16 protein-coding genes and 2 pseudogenes are annotated in these 18423 nt (G+C 59.4%); 11 read left to right on the forward strand and 7 right to left on the reverse strand.

What is annotated here, in order from left to right:
* Nucleotides 1-78: 78 nt before the first annotated feature.
* The 8 genes and pseudogenes from IB243_RS00115 (at nt 79) to IB243_RS00150 (ending at nt 8216) form a co-directional block, all read left to right on the forward strand.
* Nucleotides 79-1257, forward strand: coding sequence for a CoA transferase (locus tag IB243_RS00115; protein WP_192424164.1), 1179 nt, complete (start codon nt 79-81; stop codon nt 1255-1257).
* Nucleotides 1250-2230: pseudogene (locus tag IB243_RS00120) on the forward strand (hydroxymethylglutaryl-CoA lyase). Before IB243_RS00115 ends, IB243_RS00120 begins: the two are co-directional and overlap by 8 nt.
* 8 nt (nt 2231-2238) lie before the next feature.
* Entirely contained in the window at nt 2239-2640 is a 402-nt protein-coding gene (locus IB243_RS00125; RefSeq protein WP_192424166.1) for a VOC family protein, read from the forward strand.
* An 88-nt stretch (nt 2641-2728) separates the two neighbouring features.
* Nucleotides 2729-3691, forward strand: a complete 963-nt coding sequence (locus IB243_RS00130) for a tripartite tricarboxylate transporter substrate binding protein (RefSeq protein WP_192424167.1) — start codon at nt 2729-2731, stop codon at nt 3689-3691.
* An 11-nt stretch (nt 3692-3702) separates the two neighbouring features.
* Nucleotides 3703-5259, forward strand: a complete 1557-nt coding sequence (locus tag IB243_RS00135; protein ID WP_192424169.1) for a carboxylesterase/lipase family protein — start codon at nt 3703-3705, stop codon at nt 5257-5259.
* A gap of 172 nt (nt 5260-5431) precedes the next feature.
* Nucleotides 5432-6394, forward strand: a complete 963-nt coding sequence (locus IB243_RS00140) for a D-2-hydroxyacid dehydrogenase (RefSeq protein ID WP_192424171.1) — start codon at nt 5432-5434, stop codon at nt 6392-6394.
* Nucleotides 6391-7698, forward strand: a complete 1308-nt coding sequence (locus tag IB243_RS00145) for a glycerate kinase (RefSeq protein WP_192424173.1) — start codon at nt 6391-6393, stop codon at nt 7696-7698. The genes IB243_RS00140 and IB243_RS00145 overlap by 4 nt, the downstream gene beginning before the upstream one ends.
* Before the next feature lie 71 nt (nt 7699-7769).
* Nucleotides 7770-8216 carry a LysR family transcriptional regulator gene (locus tag IB243_RS00150; RefSeq protein ID WP_192424175.1) on the forward strand — a complete coding sequence of 149 codons (447 nt, stop codon included), beginning with the start codon at nt 7770-7772 and terminating at the stop codon, nt 8214-8216.
* A gap of 118 nt (nt 8217-8334) precedes the next feature.
* Here the strand turns inward: IB243_RS00150 and IB243_RS00155 are convergent.
* From IB243_RS00155 to IB243_RS00170, 4 genes and pseudogenes are all read right to left on the reverse strand, one after another.
* Nucleotides 8335-9494, reverse strand: a pseudogene (locus tag IB243_RS00155) (IS30 family transposase).
* 98 nt (nt 9495-9592) lie between these two features.
* Nucleotides 9593-10114 carry an RES family NAD+ phosphorylase gene (locus IB243_RS00160; protein WP_225584644.1) on the reverse strand — a complete coding sequence of 174 codons (522 nt, stop codon included), beginning with the start codon at nt 10112-10114 and terminating at the stop codon, nt 9593-9595.
* Entirely contained in the window at nt 10111-10767 is a 657-nt protein-coding gene (locus IB243_RS00165) for an antitoxin Xre/MbcA/ParS toxin-binding domain-containing protein (RefSeq protein ID WP_225584645.1), read from the reverse strand. Before IB243_RS00165 ends, IB243_RS00160 begins: the two co-directional genes overlap by 4 nt.
* A 12-nt stretch (nt 10768-10779) precedes the next feature.
* Nucleotides 10780-11931 carry a site-specific integrase gene (locus IB243_RS00170; RefSeq protein ID WP_192424177.1) on the reverse strand — a complete coding sequence of 384 codons (1152 nt, stop codon included), beginning with the start codon at nt 11929-11931 and terminating at the stop codon, nt 10780-10782.
* A gap of 846 nt (nt 11932-12777) precedes the next feature.
* Here IB243_RS00170 and IB243_RS00175 point away from each other — a divergent pair.
* The 3 genes from IB243_RS00175 to rimO all read left to right on the forward strand — a co-directional run bounded on the left by IB243_RS00175 (nt 12778) and on the right by rimO (nt 15484).
* On the forward strand, nt 12778-12930 hold the full coding sequence (locus tag IB243_RS00175) for a hypothetical protein (protein WP_192424178.1): 153 nt from the start codon (nt 12778-12780) through the stop codon (nt 12928-12930).
* A gap of 425 nt (nt 12931-13355) precedes the next feature.
* Nucleotides 13356-13916, forward strand: coding sequence for a polyhydroxyalkanoate synthesis repressor PhaR (phaR, locus tag IB243_RS00180; RefSeq protein ID WP_010460875.1), 561 nt, complete (start codon nt 13356-13358; stop codon nt 13914-13916).
* A 176-nt stretch (nt 13917-14092) separates the two neighbouring features.
* Nucleotides 14093-15484 (forward strand): 30S ribosomal protein S12 methylthiotransferase RimO, encoded by a 1392-nt coding sequence (gene rimO / locus IB243_RS00185; protein WP_192424179.1) that lies wholly within the window; start codon nt 14093-14095, stop codon nt 15482-15484.
* A gap of 129 nt (nt 15485-15613) precedes the next feature.
* Here rimO and efp read toward each other — a convergent pair whose 3' ends face one another.
* From efp to IB243_RS00200, 3 genes are all read right to left on the reverse strand, one after another.
* A complete protein-coding gene (efp, locus tag IB243_RS00190) occupies nt 15614-16168 on the reverse strand; it encodes an elongation factor P (RefSeq protein ID WP_057223504.1) in 555 nt (184 codons plus the stop codon).
* A 153-nt stretch (nt 16169-16321) separates the two neighbouring features.
* Nucleotides 16322-17476, reverse strand: a complete 1155-nt coding sequence (gene earP / locus IB243_RS00195; protein ID WP_192424180.1) for an elongation factor P maturation arginine rhamnosyltransferase EarP — start codon at nt 17474-17476, stop codon at nt 16322-16324.
* Nucleotides 17473-18375 carry a LysR family transcriptional regulator gene (locus IB243_RS00200; protein WP_192424182.1) on the reverse strand — a complete coding sequence of 301 codons (903 nt, stop codon included), beginning with the start codon at nt 18373-18375 and terminating at the stop codon, nt 17473-17475. The genes earP and IB243_RS00200 overlap by 4 nt, the downstream gene beginning before the upstream one ends.
* Between the last annotated feature and the right edge of the window lie 48 nt (nt 18376-18423).

Raw genomic sequence — 18423 nt, forward strand, 5'->3', positions numbered from 1 at the left:
CACTGATACCTAAATGAGCAATTCCGCGATAGCTTATGCCGTCCTACATTTCCCCCAGAGACAACAGCAAAGGCGAACGTGCAAGCACTTCACGGAATCAAGGTACTGGAACTCGGGCAGCTGATTGCAGGCCCCTTCGCAGGAAAAACACTGGCCGATTTCGGTGCAGATGTCATCAAGGTGGAGCCGCCCGGTGTGGGTGACCCGCTGCGCAAGTGGCGGATGCTCCGCGACGGCACCTCTGTATGGTGGGAGGTCCAGTCTCGCAACAAGCGCTCCGTCGCTCTAGACCTTCGAACGCCCGAAGGCCAGGAAGCAACCCGTGCGTTGCTGAAGGGGGCAGACGTCGTCATCGAGAACTTCAAGCCTGGAACCATGGAAGCCTGGGGGCTTGGATGGGAAACGCTGCACGCGCTCAACCCCAAGCTCATCATGCTTCGCATCTCCGGCTACGGGCAGACCGGGCCCTATCGCGAGAAGCCGGGCTTCGGTGTCCTCGGGGAAGCCATGGGCGGCTTGAGGCATCTGACCGGCGAACCAGGGCGAGTTCCAGTGCGATGCGGAATATCGATTGGAGACAGCCTCTCTGCCATGCACGGTGCCTTGGGCGTCATGTTGGCTCTGTACCACCGGGACGCCAGAGGCGGCAAAGGTCAGGTGATTGACGTGGCGCTGTACGAAAGCGTTTTCAACATGATGGAGAGCTTGGTGCCTGAGTACGACGCGTTCGGTGCCGTGCGCGAACGCTCCGGCAGCGCGCTGCCAGGAATCGCCCCAACCAACGCTTATCGCTGTGCGGACGGAGGCTATGCACTCATCGCAGGCAATGGTGACAGCATCTTCAAGCGGCTGATGGCAGCCATCGGCCGAAACGACCTTGAGCAAGACCCGGCTCTGGCACAAAACGATGGCCGCGTCGCGCGGGTAGCGGAGATAGATGCTGCCATCGAGGCATGGACACTGACCAAGACGCTGGAGGAAGTACTCAGCGTTCTAGGCGCAGCCAAGGTTCCTGCAGGAAAGGTCTACACGGTCGAGGACATCGTCCATGACCCGCAATACATCGCTCGCGAAATGATTGTGGAGCAGCAGACGGCCGATGGCGCGCGCATCAAGGTCCCTGGCATCGTGCCCAAACTCAGCGCCACACCGGGCCGAATCCACCACCCAGCGCCTCTATTGGGCGAACACACAGCGGCAATTTCGAAGATGGTCGGCTGGCCAGAACGCAACGCAGTGGAGGCTCAACATGCGTGAAGGTAACGGAATCAAGCTTCGAATCAATGAGGTCGCCACCCGGGACGGGCTGCAGAACGAGGCCGTCTTTGTGGCTACAGATGACAAAGTACGACTGGTCGACCAACTGAGTGGACTCGGCTATTCAAAAATCGAGGTGACCTCCTTCACCTCGCCGACTGCCATTCCCGCGCTCAAGGATGCGGAAGCGGTCATGCACCGCATCCAGCGGACACCTGGTGTCGTGTACACCGCGCTGATTCCCAACGTCCGAGGCGGGGAGCGTGCCCTGGAATGCAAAGTTGATGAATTCAATCTGGTGATGTCCGCCAGCGAGACGCACAACCTGGCGAACCTGCGGATGACACGGCCGCAGTCGCTGCGCTAACTGGGGGATGTAGCTGCGTTGGCACTTTCCGCCAAGGTGCCGGTGAACGTCTCGCTATCGTGCGTTTTCGGCTGCCCTATGGAGGGTGAAGTACCCCAAATCGACGTGCTGGACCTCGTCGGCAAACTTGTAGCACTGGGCGCAACGGGCGTCACCCTGTGTGACACCACCGGCATGGCGTATCCCACCCAGGTGTTCCACATCTGCGAATCGGTCGCCAAGGCGTACCCGCAGCTCAATATCACCGGCCACTTTCACAACACGCGCGGTATGGGGCTGGTGAACACGCTTGCGGCAGTGGAAGCAGGTATCCGTCAGTTTGATATGTCACTGGGCGGAATCGGAGGTTGCCCCTATGCGCCGGGCGCTTCCGGCAACGTTGCGACGGAAGACGTGGTTCATATGCTGCAGTGGATGGGCTACGACACAGGAGTCAGTGTTCCCGGCCTCATCTCTGCCGCACACGAGCTGGAGCGCTTGGTCGGTCATGAACTGCCTGCCCAGGTGAGTCGTTCAGGAGAGCGTCTCAAGCGCCATGCACCACCCGCTGGATTTGAGGAAATCCAGGCCCGTGCATTCGCCCGCGATACGAATTCAGAGAAGTAAGCCCCGCCATGATTAGCCACCTCGACCATCTCGTACTGACAACCGCCTATGAAGCAGAGTGCGTCCGGTTCTATACCGAAGTGCTCGGAATGAAATTGGAGTCGTTCATTGGCGGCACTCCGCCCGTGGAACGAAAGGCCTTCAAGTACGGCAATCAGAAAATCAATCTGCACGTGAAGGGCCGTGAATTTGAGCCGAAGGCGCATACGCCTGTGCCTGGCGCGCTAGACCTTTGCTTCCTGGCCTCCATCCCCCTTGACCAGGTCATTGAGCGCCTGCAAAAACTCTCGGTTCCCATCGTCGAGGGGCCCGTTATGCGTACCGGAGCGACCTCGAAGATTCGCTCGATTTACCTGCGCGACCCGGACCTGAACCTCATCGAGATTTCTGAGCCAGCGGCTGCAAGTTAGCCGCTCACCACTCCCCCAACCCTCTCAACCTGGATGTCCTCACGGCGCCAGGCTGGGGTTGCTTTTGCCACAAAAAAAGGAGACAGACATGATTCGTAGAAATGTATTGTTGGGCATCGCGATGTCCACCGTTCTCGGCGGAGCCTACGCAGAGACCTATCCCAGTAAGCCGGTCACGTTGGTAGTGCCCAGCGCACCAGCCGGTTCGACCGACATCGTGGCAAGACTGATTGGTGAGCAACTGCAAACAGCACTGGGACAGGCGGTTGTAATCGACAACAAGCCGGGCGGAAGCGGAAACATTGGCACAGAGTTCGTTGCGCGAGCGCCCGCTGACGGCCACACCCTGTTGGTGCAGTACTCGGGTTATCACGTCGGGAATCCTGCCTTGTTCTCGCAGATTCGCTGGAAGACCTCTGACTTCGCTCCCATCGCACTCGTGATGCGCGCCCCGCATGTTGTGGCTGTCAGCGGTACCTTGCCAGTGACGAATCTCAAGGACTTCATCGCCTATGGTCAGAAGAACTCCAAAGGACTTTTCTACGCATCCTCGGGAAATGGGTCGATTCAGCACATCGCAGGGGAGATGTTTGGCAAGCAAGCCAAAGTTCCTTTGACGCACGTGCCTTACAAAGGCGCAGGCCCAGTCATCACAGACCTCATCAGCGGTCAAGTTGATATGTTCATTACGACGCCGCCATCTGTAATCAGCCACGTCCAATCGGGCAAGCTGAAGGCTCTGGCGTATGCCGGCCCCAAGCGCCATCCGTCGCTTCCGAACGTCCCGACTGCTGCTGAGGCCGGGTTACTAGGATACGAAGTGGAGAGCTGGTTCGCCGTCTTTGCTCCTGCCAAGACACCACCAGCCATCACAGCCCGCCTGGCTGCCGCCATCAAAGCCATCGTCGAGAGCGACACCTACAAAAAGAAGATTGAGGACCAGGGAGCGTTTGCTGTTTATATGGGGCCCGCTGAGTTGAGCAAATTTGTGGAACAAGAGACAGCTGCATGGGCCAAAGTGGTCCGTGAAGGCAACATCAAAGCCGAGTGAGAGATAGCACAATGAAAATCTCTCCACGTGCATTGATGATGGGCCTGTCGACAGGTCTTCTGGTTGCTTGCGCATCCCCAGGCAACAACACGGATACCGACCTCACGACAACCGCAAAAATAGAATCGGGACTTGTCCGCGGGCAAGGTGCCGAGGTCAAGAAGTTCTACGGTATTCCTTACGCTGCCGCGCCGATAGGCGACTTGCGCTGGAAGCCGCCGCAACCTGCCAACCCATGGACGGGAGTACGAGACGCCACCTCCTTCGGTGACTTCTGCGTTCAGCCGCAGGAGTACCCAGAACAGCGGGGCGGAATGAGCGAGGATTGTCTGAACCTGAACGTTTGGACACCCGCCAAGCGAAAGAACGAACGGCTAGCGGTCATCGTGTGGATTCATGGTGGCGGCTTTGCATATGGCTCGGGCTCCCATCCGTCCTATGACGGGGAAGCCCTTGCACGCCGAGGCGTGGTCGTCGTCTCCTTGAACTACCGTCTTGGCCTGCTGGGCTTCATGGCGCACCCACAACTGACTGCGGAATCGCCTCATCGCGCTTCAGGCAACTACGGTTTGATGGACCAGACCGCTGCGCTCAAATGGATACAACGGAACATTGCGGCCTTTGGCGGGGACCCAGCCAATGTGACGGTGATGGGGCAGTCCGCTGGCGCTCACGCCATCAGCACGCTGATGACGACAGACCTGGCACAGGGCACGTTCCAAAAGGCAATCATGCAGAGCGTCGGCGTGATGCGTCCAACGATGTCGTTGAAGGAGGCGGAGCAGTACGGCTTGCGCTTTGGAAGTGATGTGGGCTCCCTGCGGAAGCTTCCGGCAACCGATTTCGTGGAATTGCTGAAGAAGCAATCCTCCAGTCGCGCTCTTGCCACTGGACGGCCGGTGAGCATCATCAACGATGGGTACGTGGTCAAGACACCAGACTATCAAGCCTATGCATCTGGCAAGTTTGCCAAGGTCCCCATCCTCGTCGGAAACAACGAAAACGAGGGTGGCGGTGCAACTCGCAACTGGCCCATAAAGACAGTGGCAGATTTCCGGGGCTTCGTTCAGCAGTCATTCAAGGGCAAGGAACAGGCAGCATGGGCTGCATACGCGGTGCCAAGTGACGACAAGGTGCCGCAGGCACTGGCAGATATCTTCGCTGACACGGAGTATCTTTTCGGCACACGCGAACTCCTTGCGCAATACCAAAAGCATGGTTTGAAGAGCTACCGATACGTCTTCACACGCCATCGAAACGATGCTGCAGCAACAGCCATCCATGGCGATGAGTTGCAGTTCGTTTTTGACAACCTGCAGTCTCCACATCGCGGCAAGAATCGGCCGTTCAACGCTGTAGATGCTGCCGTAGCTAAATCAATGGCGAATGCATGGGCGCAATTCGCGAAGACGGGTGATCCAAACTCGAATAACGGTAGCGCGTGGAAAACCTATGACGTAAGCAGCCAGTACTACATGGAGTTCGGCGCCAGCCCTGTTCTCCGATCCGGCTACTCGGGCAAAGGAATCGACTTTGTTCGGGATCACTTTGACGCCGTGCGCCGCTGATACGGCAGTGATGGGTTAATGGCTGTGACACTGCATTGCTGAACGTCGGTCCACTTGACGCCTCATCCGAATAAAGGACGAGGGCGCTGAGCTGCTACCCGTCAGCGTCATGTCGCTCATCGCACCGAACTAGAAATTTGAACTGGGTCTACGCTCATTCTCGGAATCATCTATGAAGATTGTATTTCTCGACCGTTCTACTCTATCTCCAGAGACCACCCTGCGGGTTCCCAATTTCCCGCATGAGCTTGTCAGCTACGACAACACCCAACCAGGCGACGTAGCCCAGCGCATAGTCGATGCCGATATCGTCATCACCAACAAGGTCAAGCTTAACGCGCAGGTACTACAACAGGCAGCCAATCTGAAACTGGTTGCAGTAGCAGCTACAGGCACTGACAACATTGATCTTCAGACCTGTGGCGCACGCGGAGTTATCGTCAGCAACGTTCGTAACTATGCGGGCAATACAGTTCCGGAACACACTTTCGCCCTGATGTTCGCGCTGCGACGGAGCATTTGCGCATACCGGGAGTCCGTGAAGGCAGGGCGGTGGCAAGAGTCTGGCCAATTCTGCTACTTCGACTATCCCGTGCGTGATCTCGCTGGATCCACGTTGGGAATCATTGGCGATGGTGTGCTGGGAAATGCTGTCGCGAACATCGGACGAGCGCTTGGCATGCAGATATTGTTCTCTGCTTTCAAGGGGCGCAGTGGGCAAGGCAGCCTTTACACCCCCTTTGACGAGATGCTCGCCCGCTCCGATGTCATCACGCTGCACTGTCCCCTGAACCCTCAGACCCGCAATATGCTTGGCACGGAGGAGTTTGCGAAGATGGCACGCAAGCCACTCATCATCAACACAGCCCGTGGTGGGCTTGTCGATGAGGCAGCTCTTGCCCAGGCGATGCTAAGCGGGCAGGTTTCTGGAGCGGGATTTGATGTGGTGTCGGCCGAGCCACCAGCGGCTGACCATCCCTTCATGTCGCTCCTCAATTTGCCCAATTTCATCCTGACACCTCATGTCGCCTGGGCTTCGCAGGAGGCTATTCAGGGGTTGGCAGACCAACTCATCGACAACATTGAGGCGTTCGTGAACGGCAAGCCTGTCAACGTGGTCACGGCAACAGCATGAGCGCAGCACTGGAGCCTCGATCCGTCCTGGAGCACCTCTATTGGGTGGCAGTGCGCAGAGCACTACCCTCTGAGACACTCGCGGCATATCTGCCTTCTGTGCCGAAGGGTAGAACCCTGGTGATCGGAGCTGGAAAGGCAGCTGGTGCAATGGCGTATGCATTTGAAGCTGCATGGCCTGCGGACGCGCCAGTGAGCGGCTTGGTTGTTACCCGATATGAACATATCCCGTCGCGTCCATCAGGGCTGCCCGCACGTATCGAGATCATCGAGGCCGCCCATCCGGTGCCCGACGCGGCCAGCCTGCATGCGGCTCAGCGGATACGAGGCCTCGTCGAAGGGCTTACACAAGATGATTTGGTGGTGTGCCTCATATCTGGCGGAGGCTCTGCACTTCTCACCCTCCCTGTAGCGGGTCTCGATCTACGTGACAAGCAGCGCATCAACAAAAAGTTGCTGGAAAGCGGGGCTGATATTCGAGAGATGAACTGTGTGCGCAAGCATCTTTCCCGAATCAAGGGCGGGCAACTAGCTGCTGCCTGCTGGCCCGCCCAGGTCGTGACTCTTGCAATTAGCGACGTTCCTGGTGACGACGTATCGGTCATCGCCAGTGGGCCTACGGTAGAAGACGCTACCACCTGCTCAGATGCGCTTTCGATACTGGCTAAATACGCCATCGCTGTGCCAGAAGCGGTGAAAGCAGCATTGGCAGAAGGTGCTTTGGAAACCCCTAAGCCAGACGATCAGCGCTTCGTACGAAATAGCGTGCGCGTGATTGCCACACCCAACGATTCACTCAAGGCGGCGGCGGCGGAGGCGCAGGCAATGGGCATCGAGACGCGCATTCTCTCGGACGATATCGAAGGCGAGTCCAGAGATGTCGGCAAGGTTCATGCGGCACTGGCGCGCTACGCGCTACGGGACAATTTGCATCCCAATAGGCCGCTCTTGCTGTTGTCCGGAGGCGAGACAACAGTGACGGTTATGCAGCGCCCAGCGGGATCTAGTCGCGGCCGTGGAGGTCGAGCAGGAGAATTCTGCATGGGTTTGGCCCACGCGCTTCAGGGCGAGCCGCATATCTGGGCGCTTGCAGCGGATACCGACGGTATTGATGGCGTAGAGGACAACGCCGGTGCCTTTGTCACTCCAGACACCTTGATTCGAGGGTTGATGGCGGGTGCAAACTTGAGAGACTATCTAGAACGCAACGATGCGTACGGATATTTCTCTACCGTAGGAGATTTGTTTACTACGGGCCCTACCCACACCAATGTGAACGACTTTCGGGCGATGCTCATTCTGTAGGCGTTTCAAGTCGAAATCTCTGCATCGCTTGCGCTGGCCTTTTTAGGTTCTGATTCACTTTTACAAACCGCATGGACGCGATCATGCCAAGGAGTTTTCGCAGCGGTGCGTGTATGGCCAACTTGGCGCGCATTGAATTTACCTCGCTGAAGCTAGTTGTCGTTTGTGCTTCAGTGGGGTCTATTACTCACGCCGCACCACGTTGCAACATGTCGACGATGTGCGCCAGTCGGCGACTTCAGATTCTGGAAGAACGCTTGGGTTTGGTGCTCTTCTATCGCCGGAAATCAGGACTTGAACTGACAGCTGCAGGTCGCGTCGTAGCTGAGCATTCCTTGAGGATCCTGTATTTGCTGGATGAGATGGTTCTGTCCGCTAAAGAGGCGCCTCAACCGATTGGCGAGGTCTTTGAGAACAGCGGCCGTGCCTCACGAGGAGCCAAAAAAGTCCCGAGCTTGGGTACATCCCCGGCGGCTTGCTCTATGGAAAACAGTCTCCAAATGTCGGTCTATACGTGAATCTCTTCTCTGATGTATAGCGAGCCCTTGCCTTTCGGCCGACCCAGCGTCAGTATCAAGGGTCGGCCAGATACATGGAACTTGACACTCGCTGCTATGACTGCTCTGCAGGGCGGATTCAACCGGTCGATGCAACACATTGGCTGAACATCTCAGCGGGTGTGTGGAAGCCCAGCGTCTTTCGCGGCCTCTCATTCAATTGTCTCGCAATGGCGTTGAGTTGAAGCTGTGAGAGGCCCGTGAGATTCATGCCCTTGGGCATGTACTGCCTGAGCAAGCCGTTCGTGTTTTCGTTGCTTCCCCGCTGCCATGGGCTTCGCGGGTCGCAGAAGTAAACCTGGATGTCGGTAGCCATCGTAAATTGCTTGTGAGCGTGCATCTCCGTGCCCCGGTCCCAGGTCAGTGACTTGTACAGCTCCTGCGGTAGCTTGCGGGCGTTCTTGATGAGTGCCTGGACGACCGACTGCGAGTCTTTGCTATCAAGCTTCACCAGCATCACGTACCGCGTTTGACGCTCAACCAGTGTCGCAATGTGGCTGTTGCCACTGCCAAAGACCAAATCGCCTTCCCAGTGACCAGGCACTGCCCGATCTTCGACGCAAGCTGGGCGCTCGCTGATCGAAACAGCATCAACGATCTTTCCGTAAATGGCCGTCTTCTGTGTGTAGTGCCGTGATCGGCGCATCCCGCGAGTGCGTCTGAGGTGCTCCTGCAGCTCTTTCTTCAAGGCGCCACGCGCTTGGATGAACAGACTGCGGTAGATGGTCTCGTGTGACACTTGGTGGCTCTCGTCGCAAGGATAAGTTTGCTTGAGCCAACCTGCAATTTGCTCCGGCGACCACAGCAATCGCAGCTTGTGAGCCACGACTCGGGCCAATGCACGGTTCTCCCTGAGCTTGCAGCGCTTTGGGCGCCGCGCTCGACCCCAGGCTGCTTCATCGGCCTGCGTTGCACGGTAGCCATCGCAGCCGCCATTGCGCTTGATCTCTCTGCAGATCGTCGACGGTGCTCGCCCGAGCCGAGTTGCAATGGAGCGAATCGATTCGCCGACACCATTGCCCGCGAGATATCCTCGCGCTCTGCCAACGTCAATGCAATTGCTGCACGTGATCGCTCAGGTGGTCGGAATCCACCTGTCTCTGCAAGTATCCGATGGATCGATGAGTGGGCACGATCAAAGAGCTTGCCGATCTCATGCAGTGTCCAGCCTTGCTTCCAGCGCTCCCACATCAGCGCCTTTTGGGTATCTGAATAGTAGATTCTTGGTCGCTGTTTCATCTGCAACACTCCTTGCGCCTAGGCGGTGGTTAGTGTGTTGCATCGACCGGTTGAATCCGCCGCCTAAAGCGGGCTACCGAGCCAAGGCAGCCCATTGACTACGGGCGGGGAGGGTGGAGGCGGGTGTCTAGGACGAATATGGCCTGCGAGTGTGAGCGGTAGCGCTCCTTGGCGATGCTCGGTTCGATCACTAGGTTCCAGCTGAAGCGGGACACGGCGCTGGGGAAAAGCACGATACCGTGCTGTGCTAGGAGTTGGCTTCCGAAGGCTTGCTGGCCGGCGCTGGGCGTGCCGGGGATCAGCCAAGCTGGATTGGGCACGTTCTCCGGCTGCACGATGTGAATTGGTTCTTTCGTGATTTCGATGCAGGTGAGTACGTGAGGCTGGGTATCCAGGACCGGAAAACCTGCATGGACTGCAACCTCCAAGATCGCGGTGCTCGGATCTACGGAGCAATACACGGCGCGTTGCCCTTTGGCGTTCCAGCGACCACCCAGCTTCTCCGCGCCGATGCCGCTGTCCCAAGTGGAGGCGTAGTGCTGCCGGTCCAGGCGCCACGCAAGCAGAGGATCGCCTGTCCCAAGCTTAGGGACCGACATCATGGGGTGCTCGCGCTTCAAGCGTAGACCCCGTGCTCGATGCGGTCCAGTAGTTCCTCTACGAGCTGCGTGCCCACAGGTGTGGCCAGCAAGTTGATTGGCTTTTGTTGGTCCAAGCCAATTGCGGGCGATGTCAGCCATTGCACGGCAACCTCCCGACTGCCGAGAACCACCGTGGCCTTGGCAACCACCTCCGCGAACTTGAAGGCTCGCCCACCTTGCGCCACGCTGAGGGTTTCGCTTTGGGCGCCCTTCTTGCGGTGAAGCGTGCGCAGGCTGATGCCAAGCGCTTCACTTAGCGTGTTGGAGGGGAGGGGCTCAATCGCCTGCGCCAAATGGGTGATCGAAGCACTGGGAATACCGTGCGAGACCCAGAGGTGGACGTCCAGAAGGTTTTCGGGGCGGCGAGAGAAAACTTCGTCTCCGCCCAGCATTTCGAGTGCGATGACTACGTGGGTGCCGTTGGCATCGATCAGTGCGCTGTAGCGCTTTCTCAGCTCGGCCGATATGTGAGGTTGATGGTCATGCGCAAGCACCCACGATCCCGTGGTTTCTGGGCTGCGCGAGTGGGACTGCTGGGTCTTCATGGAAACACCTTTTATGCCATTTGGCATTAATAGTGTGCCATAAGGCAATGCGTTGTGGTGTTTTACTGTGACGAGGGAAGAGGGCATGAGGGACTTTCGTCAGAGTGCGAGCGCAGCCAGGGCATTTTTCGCGTGCTCGCGGGTCAGGTGGCCGTAGTACAGCTCGATCATTCGCACGGAAGTCCCCGAGATCTGGGCTACCGTCAGAGTATCCAGGCCGGTCTGTACGAGGTCGGTGATGGTGCTGTGACGCAAGGTGTACATCGTGGTGCCAGTTGGAAGGCCAGCAGCGGTCACGGCATCACTGACTGGGTGTTTCCAGGCATCCTTGTTCCAAGCTTTCCCGCCAGTGCGACGGAAAATCGGCCCCGTGCCTGGCTGGTCCTTGCAGAGCTCTTCAAATAGCTTGGCAGTTGTTTGGGGCAGGGCGATGCGCCGACCCTGACCGGCTTTGTCGCTGCCAACGGAGAGGGTTTGGAGGCGCGGGTCGTATTGGGCGACCTGTAACTTCGCCAGGGCACCTGGTCGCAAGGGCACCAGGGACATGCCCCGGAGAAACTGAGCAAGATCATCGGCAGCGTGCGCGATAAAGGTGCGGCGCTGCTCGATGTTGAGATACAACTCGCGTCGCCGGTCGACACCCTTCAAGGGCTTGAGCTTGCTACGCCATGCGAAGTTGGTGGTGACGAAACCATCTTCCAATGCGAGGTTGAGCGCAGCCCGGAAGCATGTCATGTCCCGATTGAAGGAACTGTTGGAGCGGGGTTTGCCGTTCTTCTTGGGCTTGTCCTGCAGCGCTTTGCGCCATGCTGCGATGTGACTGGGTGTCAGCTTGGCCAAATCCATGGCTGCCAGCTTTGGGTCATTGAGCACGTAATTCTTGAAGCGCTGTTCCGCGTCATGTGCGGCTTTCTCGGAGCGCATGCGGCGCTGATGGGTCACGTAGTGGTCGCAAGCGTCTTTGACCGTCGTGACGGTGGTCAAACCGCCTCTTGAAATGTGCTCAAACCACTGCGCAGCAGCGCGGGTTGCCAAGTCGTAGCGCTGGTAATCTGGCTGCAGTGAGAAGTCGCCGAGGGCTTTGTAGGTTTTCTTGCGTGTTCCCTCGTCGTAGTAGCGTGCGACCCAGGTGCCTGCGCCGTCTGACATTTTTCGGTAGCCCACGTGGCGCCCCTTGCTGAGAGGGGCCCAGTAGGGTTCTCTTCGAGGCGCAAGTCGAGCGCGCTGGGTGACTTGGTGGATGTGCTGCATGACCCATCTCCCGCTGCAGGAAGGCCTCCATGAAGTACGGAGGCGGTGCGGAAATTGTACGGAAATGATGGGCGGAAATCGCTGGAGATTGTTGGATAAAAAATCAAAATTTGTTAATGAAATCAATTCCTTAGATGTCCGTGGATGTCTTAGATTTTTGCGTTGACATGGTGGGGGTCGTTGGTTCGAGTCCAATCGCGCCTACCAATTCTCCCGCTTGAGATCAACCAGTCTCAAAGCATGCGGGAAATTGATGAAGACAACCGGCCCTGAGCCGGTTTTCTTTTTTGGCTCAGCATAGCCTCTGCCTTCGCTTCTCCCGCCCTTCAACTATTGCCTGAAACAGGCTGCGTCACGCTTGAGCTTGGAAGAGGCCGTGGCATGTGCTCGTTGGTGTGCGTCCAGGCAGGAGCCCGCCGAGGGGGCTGGCGGAAAGTGTCCTAGTTTGGCAAACATCCAGTGTTTCGTGCCGGATGCTGTCGGTCTATCAAGCCGCATTCGTTGGGTCCCGGCCCCAGGCGGGCTTGATCTTGAGCGCTGATGGTGCCTTGTGCACCAATTTAGCGGGTGCGACCACTGTCGGCTCAGTCACGCGTTCGCCGGCAATCTAGTCATCACCCTTCGAGCACCAAAAGACGAAGGGGTCATCGTTGCTCATTTTCCTGCCTACGAGCATCGTTTTCTTTCCTGACCCCGAAAGTGCCATTGCTTGCTTGTGTCCCTGGGATAGGCGAAAGGACCAAGCGGAGAAGTGCCCCGGTGGAAGTTGATAGATTGGTTTTTGTCTGACACGAAGAGATTCGGGGCCGCGTTAACTTGGGGGCTTCAAAGAGAAGGGCCGCCATCATGAAAACTTCAGCCAGTTCTTCGAGAGTCCAGCAAGGTTTTGTCGACGCCGATCCTGAACTCGGCATGTACGACATTCGGGTCTTCTGGCTTGCTGCGGTGGCCTCCACCATGGCAGTGCTGGTGGTGGCGTATTTCAAGATGGGGTACTGAGTGAGCGAGCGCGGTCGGGTCAGTTGCCTCGCAGGGGTGGCATGAAGCGCAGCTCTATTGGGCGCTTGCATTGCTCACCTTGGATGGGACTAGGTCTGACGAGTGTGCGGATCTTTAGGGCGTGGGCAGAGTGGGCCGGTGGAAGCTGGCGCATTTGCAGGGCTCGTGGCCTGTTGAACACAAATAACACCGAAGCTCTCCTTGTTGGCGCTTGAGCGCCAGGGGTAGTCACTGCGCCGAACAGGCGATTTTTCCTTGGTGACGCTGCCGAGCAGTCATGAAAACCTTCAAGTCGACAAGCGCTGCCGCAACGCCGCGCGAAAAGCTGTTGTCGCGGCCGCGACAGCAGCTTTCAGTCCACGATCAGGGTATTCCTTTGCCGCTGCCGCGGCGCACTCTCCCTAGAATGTGCTGCACTGCAATACATGGGTTCTGAGCCCGAGGAGTTCGTTGTGTCCGAACAGAAAAGCGCTGCATCCAAGTCGGTCCAGCGTGTCATCAAGAAGTATCCCAATCGCCGTCTGTATGACACAGACACATCCACCTACATCACCCTCGCCGAAGTGCGCCAGCTTGTCATGGCCAACCAGCAGGTGGTGGTGCGCGACGCCAAGACAGGGGAAGACCTCACGCGCAGCATCTTGCTGCAGATCATTCTGGAAGAAGAGGCCGGTGGCGCGCCGATGTTTACCGAGGCTGTCTTGGCCAACATCATCCGTTTTTATGGCCACGCCATGCAGGGCTTCATGGGCGCCTATCTCGAGAAGAACGTGCAGGCCTTCACCGACGTGCAGGCCAAACTGGCCGAGCAGTCACAAAGCGTGACGCCGGAGATGTGGGCGCAGTTCATGAACCTGCAGTCACCCATGCTCAAAGGCATGATGGGCAACTACGTGGAGCAGTCGCAGTCCATGCTCACGCAAATGCAGGAGCAGATGCAAAAGCAGACGGAGCAGATGTTGGGCGCTTTTGGCTTAAAAAGGTAACCCCAGAGCCGCTTCGCGGCTTCTTCCAAAGGGGGCGCCGTCCGTGCGGTGGGGTAGACCTTGCATGGCGGCATTGGCTTTGATCGTGCTCTTTTCTGGGTCTGCAAGGTGCGGCAATCACTGTGGTGAAGGGGCAAACCCACGGTTCAACGCCGGAACTGGGACAATACGGGGATATGAGCGAAGTACTGTCCCCCACGAAAACACCCAAAGTCGGATTTGTCAGCCTGGGCTGCCCCAAGGCGCTGACCGATTCCGAACTGATCCTCACGCAACTGAGTGCCGAGGGTTACGAAACCTCCAAGACGTTCCACGGTGCAGACCTGGTCATCGTCAACACCTGCGGTTTCATTGACGACGCCGTCAAGGAAAGCCTGGACACGATTGGCGAGGCGCTGGCCGAGAACGGCCGGGTCATCGTCACTGGCTGCCTGGGTGCACGCACCGGTGAAGACGGCGGCAACATGGTGCGCAAGATGCACCCCAGCGTGCTGGCCGTGACCGGTCCGCATGCCACGCAGGAGGTGATGGATGCCGTCCACCTGAACCTTCCCAAGCCGCACGACCCCTTTATCGATCTGGTGCCCGGCGGCTTTGGCATTGCCGGCATCAAGCTCACGCCCAAGCACTACGCCTATCTCAAGATCAGCGAGGGCTGCAACCACCGCTGCACCTTCTGCATCATCCCCTCAATGCGCGGCGACCTGGTGTCGCGCCCCATCGGCGATGTGCTCAGCGAGGCCAAGGCCTTGTTCGAAGGAGGCGTGAAGGAGCTGCTGGTGATCAGCCAGGACACCTCGGCCTACGGCGTGGATGTGAAATACCGCACCGGCTTCTGGGACGGCAAGCCTGTGAAGACGCGCATGCTGGAGCTGGTGCAGACCCTGGGCGAGATTGCCGAGCCCTACGGCGCCTGGGTGCGCCTGCACTACGTGTATCCGTACCCGAGCGTGGACGACGTGCTGCCGCTGATGGCCACGGGCCGCGTGCTCCCTTATCTGGACGTGCCGCTGCAGCACAGCCACCCCGATGTCTTGAAGCGCATGAAGCGCCCCGCCAGTGGCGAGCGCAACCTAGAGCGCATCCAGCGCTGGCGCGAGGTGTGCCCCGAGCTGGTCATCCGCAGCACGTTCATCGCCGGCTTCCCTGGTGAGGCAGAAGAAGAGTTTGCCCACCTGCTGGACTTCGTGCGCGAAGCGCAGATCGACCGCGCCGGTTGCTTTGCCTACAGCGATGTGAGCGGTGCCGCCGCCAACGAGCTGCCCGGCATGTTGCCCATGGAAGTGCGCGAAGAGCGTCGAGCCCGCTTCATGGCCGTGGCCGAAGAGGTGTCGATTGCCAAGCTGCAGCGCCGCGTGGGCGCCACCATGCAGGTGTTGGTCGATTCCGCCCCAGGCCTGGGCCGCAAGGGGGGCGTGGGCCGCACTTATGCCGATGCGCCCGAGATCGACGGCACTGTGCAGCTGCTGCCGCCCGAGAAGATCAGCAAGATCATGAAGGTGGGCGAATTCACCAAGGCCCGCATCGTGGGCGTGCGGGGGCACGATCTGGTGGCGCAACCCATCTGATTGCTACGTAATTAATAGCTGAAGGCGCTTTGTGAATAAGCGCTGGCGGCCAAAATCAATAAAAAAGGCTTCCCTCGGGAAGCCTTTTTTGTGGGCGTTCTCCCGACAGGGAGAACTGCACAGGGGGAATTACACGCGCTTGCGGTATTCGCCGGTGCGGGTGTCGATTTCGATCTTGTCGCCTTGGCTGACGAACAGGGGCACAGGCACTTCGAAGCCGGTAGCGATCTTGGCGGGCTTGAGCACCTTGCCGGACGTGTCGCCCTTGACGGCAGGTTCCGTCCAGGTGATTTCGCGCTCGACGCTGGTGGGCAGTTCGACCGAGATGGCCTTGCCGTCATAGAACACCACTTCCAGAGACATGCCGTCTTCCAGGTAGTTCAGTGCGTCGCCCATGTTCTCGGCTTCGACTTCGTACTGGTTGAACTCGGTGTCCATGCAGACATACATGGGGTCGGCGAAATAGGAGTAAGTGCACTCCTTCTTGTCCAGGATCACGTTGTCGATCTTGTCGTCGGCCTTGAACACGTTTTCCGTGCCGAAGTTGCCGATCAGGCTCTTGAGCTTCATACGCACGGTGGCGGCACCGCGGCCGCCGCGGGCGTATTCGGTCTTCAGGACGACCATGGGGTCCTTGCCGTGCATGATGACGTTGCCGGCGCGGATTTCTTGAGCGATTTTCATAGCATGTTGCTTGGGTTGGGGCCGCTCAACGCACGGGCCGGCAAACTGGCGGATGGATCTGCTGGTTTGCCCTGCCGATGCATGTTCCGCGGCGGGAATGCGCGGGGTGGGGGCACTGACATGCCGTACCTGTTTTGCGCAAAGCCTCGGATTTTACCGTTTTTCGGCGACAAAGCCCAAAAGTTGTGCGACGAGGTTGTCCTGCGTCAGCAGGCGCGCGCGGGCAGCCTGAATGCATGCCGTCCACTCGGCCAGGGTGTCGTCGTCGGGCCATTGCAGCGGCGCGGTGTCCAGCCCGTTCCAGGTGGCGTGGAATTGCCGAAGGGACGCGGGGGCCTGCAGCCAGTCCAGAAACGCCCAGAGCTTGTCGTGGTGGGCGTTGTCGTGCTGCGGGTAGATCTGCCAGACCAGCGCCTGCCCGGCCCAGAGCGCACGCACCAGCGAGTCTTCGCCACGCACGGCATTGAAGTCGCAGGCCCACAACATCTCGTCAAACGCGGGCTGGGGGCGGGGGGGGAGGTATGAAATCAATAGCTGCTCGCGCCCGCCAGATAAGCGCTGGTGGCCAATTTGGCTCATATTTTGGACGCCGTCCTCCGCCAGCGCTGCCCGCACGGCGGCCGTGGGGCGGCCCGGTGTCACCAGCAACTGCGTGGGCTGTGCCTGGCAGTGCCACAACAGCTCCGGCAGGGCGGCGGGTTCGTAGCAGAACAGCGAAACCCAGCGCTGCTCTGGGCCACCATCGCCCAGCCCGAACGCCGACGCGTGCTTTGCGCGCCAGGTGCCGCGGTCAAACGCCTCGCGCCGCGCCATCAGGTCGCGCTCGCGCAGCAAGCCGCCCGTGGCGTGCGTGAAGCCCGGGTAGAAGAACCAGCGTGTCCAGCCTGCGCCGGGGCCGGACGAGAGCAGCGAGGACAGCTTGTGGTGGCGCTCCACGTAGCTTTCGGCCGACAGGTATTCCAGGTTGATCCAGACAGGTTTTCGGTCTTCTTGGCCTTTGGCGCTTGATTGGTAGGCGATATAAGCTATGAAATCAGGAGCAATTTCGCAACCGAAGGCCTCGACCATCACATCGGGCGGGGCCTCATCGGGGCCGGGCGGTGGCGAACCCCAGGCGCGCAGCTCCACACCCGGGCAGCCTGTGGGCGCCATCCACTGCAGGGCCGAGGCATCGTCCACCCACAGGCGCACGCGGTGACCCCGTGCGGCCAGCTGCGCCACCAGGCGCCAGCACACGCCGATGTCGCCAAAGTTGTCGATCACGCGGCAGAACACATCCCACTGCAGGGGCGGCAGAGGATGGTTCATAGGGAGGGCGCCGGTGGCTGCGAGCGCAGGTGCTCCACCAGCAGCCGGGCAACGCTGGAGGGCGATTCTTCGGACCGCACACACAGCGCCAACCGCCGCTGCGCCCAGGGCTCGTTCAGCGTGATGGTGCGGATGGCCAGCGTGCCCTGGTACAGGGCGGCACTGCCACGGGGCAGCACGCCCACGCCCAGGCCCGCGTTGACCATGAGGCACAGCGCGTCGTAGCTGGTGACCTGCATGCGCAGGCGCAGCGGCAGGCCCGCCTCGGACGCCGCGCGGGTCAGCTGGTTGTTGATGGCGCTGCCCGGGTGTACGCCCACAAAGTCGTAGGGCAGGGCGTCTGCCAGCCGCACGGACTTGCGCCGTGCCAGCGCGTGGCCGGTGGGCACCACCAGCACCAGCTCGTCGGTGCGGTAGGGCAGCAGCGTCACGCGTTCGCCGTAGTTGCCTTCATTGAGGATGCCCACGTCGGCCGCGTTCTCGGCCACTGAATGGGCTATTGATGTGCTGATCTGCTCCTGCAGACGCACGTCCACCTGCGGGTGTTGCGCCAGAAAGCTCTGCAGCTCGGCCGGCAGGAACTGCGTGATGGCCGAGATGTTGGCCACCACGCGCACATGGCCGCGCACGCCGGTGCCGTATTCGCGCATCTGCGTGGCGATGCCGTCCAGGTCGTTGAGCACGCCACGCGCCAGGTTCAGCAACGCAAAGGCGGCGGCGGTAGGCTCGGTGCCTTTGTTGCTGCGGGTGAACAATGCCACCTGCAGCGCGTCTTCCAGGTCGGCCAGGCGGCGGCTCACGGCCGAGGCGGCCAGGTGCTCGCGCGCGGCGGCGGCGGCGATGGTGTTTTCTTCCATCACGGCCACAAACAGGCGCAGGGAGACGGGGTCGAGTTTCATGGATCGTGGATGTTACCCCCGCCATGCCGGTTTGCGATGGCAGCTTCG

The organism is Acidovorax sp. ACV01 (assembly GCF_014851495.1).
GTDB classification, from domain to species: domain Bacteria; phylum Pseudomonadota; class Gammaproteobacteria; order Burkholderiales; family Burkholderiaceae_C; genus Acidovorax; species Acidovorax radicis.